Raw genomic sequence first — 12,450 nt, forward strand, 5'->3', positions numbered from 1 at the left:
GTCAGGGCCGCGGGTCGATGAGGGCCGCGGCGAGCAGCGTGCTCACCCGCTGGGCGGCCTCCTCGGACATCCCCGCCGCCCGGACGATCTCCGCCGCCTGGGCGCCGATGGCCGCCGCGTCCACCGCGCTGACCCTGGGCAACGGCGTGCGCTCGGCCTGCGGGGCGACGGCCGAGGTCAGAGCCCTGCGACGGCGGCGCTCCCGCCACCGGCCGCGCAGCCGGTCGACCCGCTCGGTCGCCATGCCCGTCAGCACCTCGCAGGCCACGCCGTTGAGCAGGGTCAGGACCACGCCGAGGACGAGCTGCATGCCCTCGCCCGCGTCGAAGCCGGTGGGCTGGTCGCGTTCGCGTCCTCGCAGCACGGCGCGGACCGCGCGTCTGCGCGCGATCGGGTTGCCGAAGAAGTCCGCGCAGGCCAGAGGCAGGAACCGCGCGTCCTCGGGGGCCACGTCGAGCAGGATCGTCCGGGCGGCCTCCTCGATGGTCGGCGCCGTGGGACCTGAGCCGCCGGTTTCCAGGGGGCCGGTTTCTGGGGAGCCTGGTTCGGGCATGTCTCCTCGCCTGACTTGAACTGAGTCCCCGAATCACCCCTATGAGAGCATGTCCGCCGCTCTGCTGATACCTGACTGCGGAATGCGATCGACCTCTTTCGCAGAGGCGTCTCATCGCGGCCGCCGGGGGCCTTTTGCGCTGCGAGTGAAGGGCGGGGGCCCGGCCGGGGCGGGTGCGCCAGGATGGTGGGCATGCGGACACTTGTTCTGGGTGGCACGAGATTTCTGTCCAGGGAGATCGCGCGACAGGCACGCGATCGCGGGCACGAGGTGGTGTGCGCGGCGCGCGGCCTGGCCGGTGATCCGCCGCCGGGGGTGGAGTTCGTCCGGGTCGACCGGGCCGAGGACGGCGGGCTCGCACCCGTGAAGGGGGCGTTCGACCTGGTCGTCGACGTCGCCAGGCATCCGAGCCAGGTCCGGCGCGCGGTCACGGAGCTGGCGGGCCGGGCCGGTCACTGGACGTTCGTGTCGACGTGCAGCGTCTACGCCGACGCGACCCGGGTCACCCAGGTCCTCCACGACCCGCTGCCCGGCGACGCCGACGAGGGCGACCCGGAGAACTACGGCCCGGCCAAGGTGGCGTGCGAGCAGATCGTCGGTGCCGACGCGCTCCACGTGCGGGCCGGGCTGATCGTCGGCCCCGAGGACCTGTCCGACCGGTTCACCTACTGGGTCGAGCGGCTGGCGCGCGGCGGGCCCGTGCTGGCCCCCGGCTCGCCCGGCGACCTGGTCCAGTTCGTCGACGTGCGCGATCTCGCCGCCTGGACGCTCGACGCGGCCCAGGCCGGGCTCACCGGGCCGTACGACGGGATCTCCATGCCGTTCGGCAGGGGGGAGATGCTGGCGCGGATCGCCGAGGGGCTGGAGGTCGAGCCGGAGCTCGTCTGGGCCGGTCAGGAGTTCCTCACCGAGCACAAGGTCGAGCCGTGGATGGGGCCGCGTTCGCTGCCGCTGTGGTTGCCGCTGCCGGAGTACGCCGGGTTCATGACCCGGGACACCTCCGCCACGGTGGCCGCCGGGCTGCGCATCCGTCCGGTGGCCGACACGGCCCGCGACACGCTCGCCTGGCTGCGCGACTCCGGCCACACGGTGACCCGCTCCGGCCTCACGGCCGAGGAGGAGGCCGGCCTGCTCCGCCTGCTCGCCTGAGCCCATCCGTCCCCGCCGCCCGCCCGGACGTCGGGGACGGGGCGTCAGACGGTGGCCTCCTGGTGGTAGACCGAGTGCCAGACCTCGTTCCTGATGCGGGCGAACTCCGGCGACAGCCGGATCTCCTCCGTGCGCGGATAGGGCAGATCCACCTCGATGACGCGGTGGATCCGGCCCGGCCGGGCGGCCATGACGACGACCTTGTTGGCGAGGTAGACCGCCTCGTCCACGTCGTGGGTGATGAACATGACCGTGCGCCGTTCCCTGCTCCAGGTGTCGAGGAGCTGGTCCTGCAACTGCACCCGGGTGAGGGCGTCGAGCGCGCCGAACGGCTCGTCCATGAGCAGGACCTGCGGGCCCACCGCGTACGCGCGGGCGATGGCGCAGCGCTGCTTCATGCCGCCGGACAACGTCTTGGGCAGGGCGTCGGCGAAGTCCGTCAGGCCCACCAGCTCGATGGCGTGCTCGGCCCGCCGCCTGCGCTCGTCGGCGGGCAGGCCGGCCAGCTTCAGGCCGAACTCGACGTTCTTGCGCACGGTCAGCCACGGGAACAGCGCGTACTGCTGGAAGATCACGCCGCGCTCGGGGCCGGGGCCGGTCACCGGGACGCCGTCGAGCAGGATGCGCCCGGCGCCCGGCTCGGTCAGGCCCGCGGCCATGCTCATCAGCGTGCTCTTGCCGCATCCCGACGGGCCCACGACGGTGACGAACTCGCGGTCGGCGATGTCGAGGTCGACCCGGTCGAGGGCGACGAACTCGGTGTCCTTGAGCGGGAAGGTCTTCGAGACGGCCTCGAAGGAGATCTTGGGGGTCATCGGCGCTCCTGCCATCCGGTCAAACGGCGCTCGGCGAGCAGCAGCAGCCGGTCCATGACCAGGCCGAGCACGCCGATGCTGATCAGCCCGACGAAGATCGTGGGCAGGTCGTAGTAGAGCTGCGCCTGCTGCATGCGGTAGCCCAGGCCCTCCTGGGCGGCGATCAGCTCGGCGGCGACCAGGGTGCCCCAGGCCGCGCCCAGCCCGATCCGCATGCCGACGATGATGAACGGCGTGGACGCCGGGACGATCACCTTCAGGAAGATCGTCCGGTCGCCCGCGCCCAGCACCCTGGCCGCGTTGATCAGGGTGCGGTCGACGTCCAGGACGCCCTGGAAGGTGGAGACCACGCTCGACAGGAACGCCGCCAGGAAGATCACGAAGATCTTCGGCGTCTCGCCGATGCCCATCAGCACGATGGCCAGCGGGATGATCGCCAGCGGTGGGATCGTACGGAAGAACTGCACGTACGGTTCGATCAGCGCGCGGGCGGTGGCGTACCAGCCCATGAGGAAGCCGATCGGGACGGCCAGCGCCGTGCCGAGCGCGAAGCCGGTGAACACGCGGCGCAGGCTGGCCAGCAGGTCGGTGGGGAGGGTGCCGTCGGAGACGAGCTCGGCGGCGCGGGCCGCCACGTCGGCCGGGCTGGACAGGCCCTGGATGCCGGCCAGCGACAGCCCGCTCCAGACGGCCAGGCCCGCCACGACGGCGGCCGCGTTGAGCACGAGCGTGCGACGGGGTCGCGCCAGGCGCCGCCTGCGGGCCGGGGGAGGATCGGTCACGGTCACGGCGGTCATGGTTCGGGGCTCGTCATCGTCGGGGGTCCTTCCGGGCGGTGCATGCGTGTCTGGGGTTTCCGTGGAAAAGCAGGGGCGGGTGGGGTGGGGGGAGGGTGGGATGACGGTCAGGGGGTCAGGGGGCGGAGGTGGGCGGGGATCGAGGGTTCCTCGTGGACGAGGAGGGCGATCGCTCCCATGGCGGAGGCGTTCACCCCCAGGTCCGCCTGCGCGACCGCGATCTCCCGAGGGGCGCGCGGCAGCGCCAGCCGCGAGACCGCGTCCCGGATCGGGTCGAGGACGAGGCTGCCCAGCCCGGCCAGCTCACCCCCCACCACGATCAGCGCGGGGTCGAGCTGGGCGACGGTGCCGGCCAGCACGCGGCCCAGGTCGGCCGCCGCCGAGACGATGACCTCGCACACCGCCGGCACGCGGTCCTGGGCGGCCGCGACCAGCGCGTCCAGGCCGGACAGCCGCACCCCGCGGGCGGCGCACGCCCTGAGCAGGCCCTGCCCGCCGATGCCGCCCTCCAGGCAGCCGCGGCTGCCGCAGTGGCAGGGCTCGCCGCCGGGGTCGAGGGAGACGTGGCCGATCTCGCCGCTGGCCCCGTGCGCGCCGCGCAGCAGCCGGCCGGCGACGATGAATCCGCCGCCGACGCCGACCGACCAGCGCACGTAGACCATGTCGCGCACCGAGCGGCCGACGCCCCACGTGGCCTCGGCCAGCGCGGCGAGCCTGGCGTTGTTGTCCACGGCCACCCGCACGCCGAACTCCTCGGCGACCCGCCGGGCCACCGGCAGGTAGGAGGCCGGGAGCGTCGGCGGGATGCCCGGGACGTCGACCGGCGCCGGCGCGGGGCTCTCGTCCACGACGCCGACCAGGCCGAGGCCGACGGCCTCCAGCGCGCCCAGGCCGATGCCGCGCTCGGCGGCGATCTCCCGGGTCAGCCGGATCGCCGCCTCGGCCTCCTCCAGCGGGGCCGCGTCCTCCGGCAGGGACGCGGAGGCGGTGGCCACCACCTGGTGGGCGGCGTTGGCCACGGCCAGCCGGACCCGTCCGCGGCCGAGGTCGAGGCCGAGGAGCAGGCCGGCGGCCGGGTTGAGCGAGACGAAGGCGGCGGGCCTGCCGCGTCCGCGCGGCTCGGCGGGCACCGAGTCCGTCTCGATCACCGCACCGCGGTCCATCAGGTCGGAGATGATCGCGAACAGCGTGCTGCGGGACAGGCCGGTGCGCTCGGTGAGCTGGGCCCGGCTCAGCGCGCCCGCCGCGCGCAGCGTGGCGAGCACGGCGTCCTCGTGCACCAGCCGCAGCCGCTGCAGCGCGTCAGTGGGTGACGACATGGGACCATGATGGTGGGCAAGGCATTGCGGTCAACTCTCCGTCCGGATCATCCGGCGGCGGCCGACGCGTACAGGTCGGCGGTGAAGTACGTGGACGGTTCGGGCGACTCGGTCAGCTTGCCCATGGTGACGAACAGGTCGGCCAGGCCCTTGTACCAGCCGGCCGCGGTGCCGTCCTTGGCCAGCTTGACCAGTTCGGCGGTCGGCAGGATCTTCGTCACCGCCGAGGCGCCCTTGAACTGCTGCGGCGGCGCCTTGAGGAAGGCGGCGGTCAGCGTCTCGGCCTCGGCCGCGTGCCCGGCGACCCAGTCGTTGGCCTCCTGGAGCACCTTCAGCACCTTGGTGACGGTGGCCGCGTCGCCGGAGACCAGCTCGTTGCGGGCGACGAACGAGCTGGGGAAGCTCAGCTTGGGGTAGAAGTCCTCGCTCTTGGTCAGCTCGACCAGCTCAGGCACGTTCTTCTTGATGGTGTCGATCAGCGGGTACCAGATGGCCGCCGCGTCGATCTGCTTGGCGCTGAACGCGGTCACGACCGTGCTCGGGTCCATGTTGACCTTCTGCACGTCCTTGCCGGACAGGCCGGCCTCCTTCAGGGCCAGCTCAAGGATCATGTCGCCGGACGTGCCCTCGGGCACGCCCACCTTCTTGCCCTTCAGGTCCTTGACGGAGGTGATGCCCGACTCCGGGTAGGTGATCACCCGGTCGGCCATGCCGAGCATGTTCGGCGCGATGATCTTGGCCTTGCCGCTGGCCGGGAGCCAGGTCGTGCCGGAGCCGATGTAGCCGAAGTCGATGTCGCCGGAGCCGAGCGCCTGGATCTGCAGCGGGCCGTTGGTGAACACCTTCAGGTCGGGCTCCAGCCCCTGCTTGGCCCACAGGCCCTGCTTGTCGGCCGCGGCGAGCGCGGCGGCGCCGGAGAAGTCGGCGATGTAGCCGAAGCGCACGCTCTTGGCTTCGGGGCCGTCGCCGGAGGAGGAGCCACAGGCGGCGGCGGGGAGGAGGACGGCCAGCGCCGCCAGGGCGCTGACCAGGGTGCGAGGACGCCTCATCGGGGGGTCCTTTCTCGTCTCACGGAGGGATCGGGGGGTGACGGCGGCCTCATGCGACCTCGTCGGCGACGCCGTCCACGTCGGGGGCGCGGCCCTCGCCGATGTCGGCCATGTAGCTCATCCAGGTGTAGGCCGGGTCGCCGCGGCGCAGCAGTTCCCGGTACAGGCGTACGGTCAGCTCGCGCCGGACCGCCGCGTAGGCGGGCGCGGGGTAGACGTTGTGCAGTTCGTGCGGGTCGGCGTCCAGGTCGTAGAGCTCGTGCACGCCTTCCGGGTTGAAGACCAGCTTGTGGCGGCGGTCCCGGATCATGCGCTGGGAGTAGGGGAAGTGGTGGCCGTGGAACTCGGCGACCACCGAGTCCCGGCCCTCGGCGGGCTCGCCGCGCAGCAGCGGGAGCAGGCTCTCGCCGTCGCAGGGCTCCTGCGGCGGCAGCCCGGCCAGGTCCAGGATGGTGGGGTTGAGGTCGATCAGGGTGGCGAACGCGTCCACGGTCTTCGCGGGCGCGCCGGGCACCCGGACGATGCCGGGGATGCGGTAGATGTCCTCGTACATGGCCGGGCCCTTGTCGTTCAGCCGGTGGGCGCCGGTGAACTCGCCGTGGTCGGCGGTGAAGACGACCGTGGTGTCGTCCCAGAGGGACAGCTCGCGCAGCGCCGTCAGGAGCCGGCCGATCTGGTCGTCGATCATCGTCACGTAACCCCAGTAGACGGCGATCAGCTTGCGCCAGGCGTCGGCGTCGAAGCTGTCGGCCGACCAGTACTCGGAGTAGCGTCGCTGCACCTCGGGCTTGCCGGCGAAGGTCTCGGCCATCGAGGCGGGCAGCGGCACGAGGTCCGGGTCGTACATGTCGTAGTAGTGGTCGGGGATGAGGTACGGCAGGTGGGGGCCGTACCAGTGGCAGGACAGCAGGAACGGGCGGCCGGTGCGGCGGAAGTCCGCGGCGTAGCGTTCCAGCAGCTCCAGGGTGCGGTCGGCGAGGAACGCCTCGATCGTGGCCTCGGCCGGCTGCCGGAGCCTGCCGGCGATGAGATGGCCGCGGCCGGTGCCGTTGGGGGCCTTGCCGAAGATCGGGCTGTCCACCGCGAAGGGGGGATGGCCGTGCTCCTTCAGCCAACTGTCGTAGGAGGGGTGGTCGAAGGGGTTCAGCGCCCCGGGCAGGTGCTCGCCGTCCATGCCGTGGAACTCGGGCCCGCGTTCGCGGCCGATGTGCCACTTGCCGACGTGGCCCAGGTTGTAGCCGGCGGCCCGCAGCGGCGCGGCGAGGGTCGGCTGGTCGTCGGCGACCTCGTCCCGGCCGCCGCCGTTGCGCTCGGGGTTGACCAGCAGGCCGTGCCGGAACGGGTGCAGCCCCGTGAACAGCGACGCGCGGGCCGGGGTGCAGATCGCGGTCGGCGTGTAGAACCGGTCGAAGCGCGTGCCCTCCGCCGCCAGGCCGTCGAGCGCGGGGGTGCGGACGACGGGGTTGCCGTAGCAGCCGAGCGTGTCCACCCGATGCTGGTCGGTCATCAGGAACAGGACGTTGCGGGGACTGGTCACTCGCTCTCCGATCGCTAATTTTTCTTGAGGGTTTACGTTAAAGAAGGATCATGAGCTCCGCAAGGGGGTGATAGGGGAGAGATGTCGGTTTTTATTTCCGGTCTCTTGACGTAAATCGGTGAGGGTGATCACACTTTGCGATATCCCCCGCCTCCCGAAGGAGTCCGATGCGTCGACATCTCCTGACCGCCGCGCTCGCGGCAGCGCTCGTGGTCCCGGCTCTTGGGCCCGCTCCGAGCGCCTACGCCGCCGACGAGCCCGTCAACCTGGCCCTCGCGGGCACCGCCACCGCCTCCAGCGTCGAACTGGACCGCGCCGACTTCGCCGCCGCGCACGTCAACGACGGCGACACCGCCACCCGCTGGTCCTCCAAGTACGCCGACGACAACTGGGTCCAGGTACGCCTGGACGAGCCGGCCAAGGTCGACCACGTGACGTTGCGCTGGCCGAACGCCTGCGCCCGCGACTTCGTCCTGCAGACCTCCGCCGACGGCGTGACCTGGACCGACGTGGCCTCGCTGCAACGCGACACCTGCCCGCGCACCGACGTCATCGACGTGGCCTCACAGACCCCGGTGTCCCATGTCCGGATGCAGGGCAGGAAGCGCTGGGCCGCCTTCGGCTACTCGATCTCGGAGTTCGAGATCTGGGACCGGCCGCCCGCGCCGCCCCGGCCCGTCCTGGGCCTGCTGCCGAAGCCGGTGGCGCTCCAGGAGCAGGGCGGGACGCCGTACACGCTGCACAGGAACACCCGGGTCGTCGCGGCCGGGCAGGACGCGCGGGCGCCCGCCGAATACCTGGCCAGGGCACTGCGCCCGGCCACCGGCTACCGCCTGCCGGTCGTCGCCGCAGGGGACGGCCCCGCGCCGATCGTCGTCGAGGTCGGCCCCGGCAAGGGCCCGGCCGGGCACGAGGACGAGGGTTACCGGCTCACCGTCGCCCCCGGCCGGATCGCCCTGACCGCGAGCACGGCCGCCGGCGCGCTCAACGGCGTCCAGACGCTGCGCCAGCTCTTCCCACAGTGGGTCGAGTCCGACTCCGTCGTGCCCGCCTCGTGGACGGCGCCCGCGGTGACGATCACCGACTACCCGCGCTTCGCGCACCGGGGCATGATGCTCGACGTCGCGCGCAGCTTCTACCCGGTGGCGGAGGTGAAGTCCGCGATCGACGCCGCCGCCCAGTTCAAGATCAACCGGCTGCACCTGCACCTCACCGACGACCAGGGCTGGCGCATCGCCGTCGGCGACCCGGCCACCAACCCCTCGGGCATCGACTACGGCCTGCTCACCCGGGTCGGCGGCGCCACCGCGATGACCGACCGGGGCACCGAACCGGGCATCACCGGCTTCTACACCAAGGCCGACTACACCGAGATCGTGCGGTACGCGGGCGAGAACGGCATGACCGTCATCCCCGAGATCGACCTGCCCGGTCACGTCAACTCGGCGCTGCACTCCGTCCCGCAGCTCAACACGGCGGGCGCGCAGCCGCGGCTCCAGCCGGGGGAGACCACCGTCCCGCACAACGGCACCGGCGCGGTCGGCTACTCCTCGCTGGACGCCGCCGCCCCCGTCACCTACGAGTTCGCCCGGCACGTGCTCGCCGAGATCGCCGCGATGACGCCGGGCCCGTACCTGCACATCGGCGGGGACGAGGCGCACGTCACCCCGCACGCCGACTACGTCAAGATGGTGGACGCGTTCACCGCCGCGGTGAAGGGCCTCGGCAAGACCGTCGTCGGCTGGAACGAGTACGCCGGAACCGCCCTGCCCCAGGGCGATGCCGTCGTGCAGTTCTGGAACGGCAACCTGGCCGCCGTCGCCAAGGCGGTCAACGAGCGCGGGGCCAAGGCCATCCTGTCCCCGGCGGCCAACACGTACGTCCCGCAGAAGCAGGACCCCCGTCAGCCGCAGGGCGGCACGTGGGCGTGCGGCGGGGTCTGCGGGCTGGACCGCCACTACAACTGGGACCCCGGCACGTACGTGCCCGGCGTCGCCGAGTCGTCCGTGCTGGGCGTGGAGTCGGCGATGTGGGGCGAGTTCATCAGGCGGCTCGGCCAGGCGCAGTACTACTCCTTCCCGCGCCTGATCGCGACGGCCGAGGTCGGCTGGACCCCGCAGGACCAGCGTGACTACGCTGGATTCAGCACCAGGTTGTCGGCGGTCGGCGGCCGGCTGACGGTCACGGGGACCAACTTCTTCCCCACCGCCGACGTCCCGTGGCGGCTGCAGGTCCTCGGCCGGCCCGTCACCGTCCGCGCCGGACGTCCGGCCGGGGCCACGTGGACGGTCACCGCGCCCGGCCACGCCGCGGACGGGCTCAAGGCGTCGATCGCCTGGAGCGACGGGGTGACGGAGGAGGTCACGCTGACCACGCCGCGCGTGGCGAGCATCCCGGACATGCGGGTCAACGACGCCTTCACGGCCCGGTCGGACCGGTCGTTCGCCGGGCCCGGCACGTACAGCGGCACCCTGACCGTGCGCCCGACCGGCCTCGCGCCGGTGCAGGGTGCTCTGGCGGTCACCGTGAAGGACTGACCCGCGTCCTGTTCGATCGGCTCCCGTCCGGCCTTCAGCGGGACGGGAGCCGGCGGCCGGTGAAGGCCAGGAGGCGGCGGTGGGCGGGGTCGCCGGGGTCGGCCGGGACTTCGGGGCCGAACATGCCGGGCCGCCGGAAGGCGCCGAAATCCATGGCGAGCATCACCGTGAGCAGTTCGCCGCACGCGTCGTCGTCCACGAGTGTCTCCTGACCGGTGGCCAGCGCCAGGTCGGCGCCGTGGACGAGCACCTCGGTGAGGTGCACGAGCGCGGCCATCCGCGCGGGCAGCTCGCCGAAGCTCAGGCGGACCGTCCCGTCCAGGGCGCCGGGGCGGTGCCAGGCGTCGCGGTCGAGGCGGGCGGCGAGGGCGAAGGCCGCCCGCGGGTCGCCGCCGAGCCAGTCGTCCTCGTGCGCCGCGCCGGCGTCGGTGCCGGTGAGCTCGGCGGCGAAGATGCGCATGCCGCCGACCAGGTGGTTCAGCTCGGTCCGCACGTCCCAGGCCGGGCAGAGGGCGGGGACGGCGAGCCGGTCGCCGGTGAGGCCCTCGACGATGACGCCGGCCATGTCGAGGGCGCGGTCGATCTGCTCGATCACGGAGGTCATCGTGCTCTCCTTCAGGTGCGTCGCCCCACTGCTAAAGCAGGATGTGGCTGCGTTTACGGCGAGGACTCTAGGGCGCGAGAAGCCGCAAACGCAAGTCGTGGCTGCGTTAAGGTGAGGGCATGGAAGAGCGACAGCCCGCCAGGCGTCCCGGCGGGCGCAGCGCCCGGGTCCGCGCCGCGGTGCACCAGGCCGTCACCGACCTGATCGCCGAACGCGGCTACGGCAACTACACCGTCGGCGACGTCGCGGCGCGCGCGGGCGTGGCCGACACCAGCGTCTACCGGCGCTGGGGCACGATCGAGGCCCTGACCATCGACGTCGCGATCACCTGGCTCACCACCACCTCGCCCGTCCCCGACACCGGCAGCCTGGACGGCGACCTGCGCGCCTACGCGGCCAACGTGGCCAGAGACGTCACCGGCCCCGACGGCCTGGCCCTGCTGCGCCTGGTCATCGCCCTGTCGTCGGCGGGCGACGACGGCCTGCGGGCCCGCGCGGCGTTCCTCGCCGAGCGTTCCCGCCAGCTCCAGGCCATGCTCGACCGGGCCCGCGACCGGGGCGAGCACCCTCCGGAGGTCCTCGACGTGGTCGACCACATCCTGGCCCCGATGTACCTCCGCGTCCTGTTCGGAGCCGCCCCGCTGACCCCCGAGTACGTCGACGGCCTGGCCGATCGCCTGCTCGCACGCACGGCGTACGGTCCTTGACCGTGTCGACGAGGCCGAGCACGGCACCGCGCGGCGGAGGCACTGCTTCCCCCGGCCGGCGGCGACCCGGCGAGGGCGAGGCGGTCGTGGGCGCGGTGCACCGACGGGCCTCGGACTTGTGGCGGGGGTGTGAAGGTCGGGGGCGGGTACCGTGCAGACCGCCCTACGGGAGGGGGAACCCGCCTAACGTCCCGAAATATGAGGACAGTGGATGTTCTGGTGGTGGGTGCCGGGCTTGCCGGGTTGAGCACGGCCCGGCTGCTCGCCCTGCGAGGGCTGGACGTCATGGTCGTCGACCGCCGCAGGTCGCTGTCGGCCGGCATCCGCACCACCGGGATCTTCGTCCGCCGCACGCTCGACGACTTCGACCTGCCGGACCACCTGCTCGGGCCCGGCGTCCGGGACGTGCTGCTGCACCCGCCGTCGCGGCGTTCGCCGATCCACCTCACCAGCGACAGGGACGAGTTCCGGGTGGCCGACATGGCGGCCGTCCACGAGCACGCCCGCCGCGCGGCCGAGTCGGCCGGGGCACGGGTCCTGCTGGGCACGCGGTACGCGGGCACGTCGGCGGGCCTCGTCCGCCTGGAAGCCGCGGGGCAGGGGGTACGGGAGGTGAGGGCCAGGTTCGTGGTGGGGGCGGACGGGGCGCGGTCGCGGGTGGCCCGTGATCTCGGCCTGGACGTCAACCGGCGCTTCCTCGTCGGCGCGGAGATCGTCCATCCGGTCGCGCCGGGCCCGGCGGTCCCGGTGTTCCACTGCGTGCTGGACCCCCGGGTGGCTCCGGGGTACCTCGGGTGGGTGGTGGACGACGGGCGGCACGCCCACGTGGGTGTGGCGGGGGAGCCGGGGGCGATGCGGGCCGGCGTCCGCCGTCTGCTGGACGCCTTCGCCGCCGGCGCGCCCGGCCGCGACGCGCCGCCCACCGGGCCGGTCGAGCGGCGGGGCGGCCCGATCCCGGTCGGAGGCGTGCTGCGGCGGCTGGCCTGCCCGGCCGGGCTGCTGGTCGGGGACGCGGCGGGCGCGGTGTCGCCGCTGACGGCCGGCGGGCTGGACCCCTGCCTGCGGATGTCCGAACCGGCCGCGGCGGTGATCGCCGAGTATCTGCGCACCGGCGATCAAGGGGTGCTCAGGCAGTACGACGGGGCCGCGCTGCGGGCCCGGTTCCGTGGGCGGTTGCTGCTGCGGCGGGTGTTCGCGGGCATCCGGTCGCCGCTCGCGGCGGAGGCGGCGGTGGCCGCCCTGCGCAGCCGCGCCGGCCGCGCGCTGGGCGCGCGGAGCCTGTTGGGCGGCGGGGGCGTCCCCGTGGTCGAGCCCCGGTGCGCGGCGAGAACGGCCCCGCCCGGGGGGCCGCGGCGTGGGGCGCCGGGAGCGGGCGCGGGAGTG

11 protein-coding genes are annotated in these 12,450 nt (G+C 73.2%); 4 read left to right on the forward strand and 7 right to left on the reverse strand.

The window, feature by feature from the left end; translation table 11 throughout:
• Position 1: 1 nt before the first annotated feature.
• Positions 2–553 carry a hypothetical protein gene (locus ABZ815_RS36070; protein ID WP_357705699.1) on the reverse strand — a complete coding sequence of 184 codons (552 nt, stop codon included), beginning with the start codon at positions 551–553 and terminating at the stop codon, positions 2–4.
• A 192-nt stretch (positions 554–745) separates the two neighbouring features.
• On the opposite strand from ABZ815_RS36070, the gene ABZ815_RS36075 reads away from it, so the two are divergent.
• Positions 746–1,702: an NAD-dependent epimerase/dehydratase family protein gene (locus ABZ815_RS36075; RefSeq protein WP_357705700.1), complete on the forward strand. Its 957-nt coding sequence runs from the start codon at positions 746–748 to the stop codon at positions 1,700–1,702.
• A 44-nt stretch (positions 1,703–1,746) separates the two neighbouring features.
• Here the strand turns inward: ABZ815_RS36075 and ABZ815_RS36080 are convergent, their stop codons facing one another.
• The 5 genes from ABZ815_RS36080 to ABZ815_RS36100 all read right to left on the reverse strand — a co-directional run bounded on the left by ABZ815_RS36080 (position 1,747) and on the right by ABZ815_RS36100 (position 7,219).
• Positions 1,747–2,517 carry an ABC transporter ATP-binding protein gene (locus tag ABZ815_RS36080; protein WP_357705701.1) on the reverse strand — a complete coding sequence of 257 codons (771 nt, stop codon included), beginning with the start codon at positions 2,515–2,517 and terminating at the stop codon, positions 1,747–1,749.
• Entirely contained in the window at positions 2,514–3,314 is an 801-nt protein-coding gene (locus ABZ815_RS36085) for an ABC transporter permease (protein WP_357705702.1), read from the reverse strand. Before ABZ815_RS36085 ends, ABZ815_RS36080 begins: the two co-directional genes overlap by 4 nt.
• 107 nt (positions 3,315–3,421) lie before the next feature.
• Entirely contained in the window at positions 3,422–4,633 is a 1,212-nt protein-coding gene (locus tag ABZ815_RS36090) for an ROK family transcriptional regulator (RefSeq protein WP_357705703.1), read from the reverse strand.
• 47 nt (positions 4,634–4,680) lie between these two features.
• On the reverse strand, positions 4,681–5,682 hold the full coding sequence (locus tag ABZ815_RS36095) for an aliphatic sulfonate ABC transporter substrate-binding protein (RefSeq protein ID WP_357705704.1): 1,002 nt from the start codon (positions 5,680–5,682) through the stop codon (positions 4,681–4,683).
• A gap of 49 nt (positions 5,683–5,731) precedes the next feature.
• Positions 5,732–7,219: a sulfatase-like hydrolase/transferase gene (locus tag ABZ815_RS36100; RefSeq protein WP_357705705.1), complete on the reverse strand. Its 1,488-nt coding sequence runs from the start codon at positions 7,217–7,219 to the stop codon at positions 5,732–5,734.
• Between the two features lie 167 nt (positions 7,220–7,386).
• Between ABZ815_RS36100 and ABZ815_RS36105 the strand changes: the two genes are divergently transcribed.
• The gene (locus ABZ815_RS36105; protein ID WP_357705706.1) at positions 7,387–9,756 is read left to right on the forward strand and encodes a family 20 glycosylhydrolase; all 2,370 of its coding nucleotides are present in this window, start codon (positions 7,387–7,389) and stop codon (positions 9,754–9,756) included.
• 34 nt (positions 9,757–9,790) lie between these two features.
• Here ABZ815_RS36105 and ABZ815_RS36110 read toward each other — a convergent pair whose 3' ends face one another.
• Complete coding sequence (locus ABZ815_RS36110; protein WP_357705707.1) at positions 9,791–10,360, reverse strand: TIGR03086 family metal-binding protein; 570 nt, start codon at positions 10,358–10,360, stop codon at positions 9,791–9,793.
• Positions 10,361–10,479: 119 nt separating this feature from the next.
• Here ABZ815_RS36110 and ABZ815_RS36115 point away from each other — a divergent pair, with 119 nt between their 5' ends.
• A complete protein-coding gene (locus tag ABZ815_RS36115) occupies positions 10,480–11,067 on the forward strand; it encodes a TetR/AcrR family transcriptional regulator (protein WP_357705708.1) in 588 nt (195 codons plus the stop codon).
• A 198-nt stretch (positions 11,068–11,265) separates the two neighbouring features.
• Positions 11,266–12,450, forward strand: a 1,185-nt coding sequence (locus ABZ815_RS36120) for an NAD(P)/FAD-dependent oxidoreductase (protein ID WP_357705709.1), incomplete at its 3' end; no start/stop codon positions are given.

This window comes from Nonomuraea sp. NPDC047529, assembly GCF_040642995.1.
Taxonomy (GTDB): domain Bacteria; phylum Actinomycetota; class Actinomycetes; order Streptosporangiales; family Streptosporangiaceae; genus Nonomuraea.

Bases quoted from the DNA above. Each gene is read 5' to 3' on its own strand.
- ABZ815_RS36070 (WP_357705699.1), bottom strand. From the start codon at position 553: ATGCCCGAACCAGGCTCCCCAGAAACCGGCCCCCTGGAAACCGGCGGC.
- ABZ815_RS36075 (WP_357705700.1), top strand. From the start codon at position 746: ATGCGGACACTTGTTCTGGGTGGCACGAGATTTCTGTCCAGGGAGATC.
- ABZ815_RS36080 (WP_357705701.1), bottom strand. From the start codon at position 2,517: ATGACCCCCAAGATCTCCTTCGAGGCCGTCTCGAAGACCTTCCCGCTC.
- ABZ815_RS36085 (WP_357705702.1), bottom strand. From the start codon at position 3,314: ATGACCGCCGTGACCGTGACCGATCCTCCCCCGGCCCGCAGGCGGCGC.
- ABZ815_RS36090 (WP_357705703.1), bottom strand. From the start codon at position 4,633: ATGTCGTCACCCACTGACGCGCTGCAGCGGCTGCGGCTGGTGCACGAG.
- ABZ815_RS36095 (WP_357705704.1), bottom strand. From the start codon at position 5,682: ATGAGGCGTCCTCGCACCCTGGTCAGCGCCCTGGCGGCGCTGGCCGTC.
- ABZ815_RS36105 (WP_357705706.1), top strand. From the start codon at position 7,387: ATGCGTCGACATCTCCTGACCGCCGCGCTCGCGGCAGCGCTCGTGGTC.
- ABZ815_RS36110 (WP_357705707.1), bottom strand. From the start codon at position 10,360: ATGACCTCCGTGATCGAGCAGATCGACCGCGCCCTCGACATGGCCGGC.
- ABZ815_RS36115 (WP_357705708.1), top strand. From the start codon at position 10,480: ATGGAAGAGCGACAGCCCGCCAGGCGTCCCGGCGGGCGCAGCGCCCGG.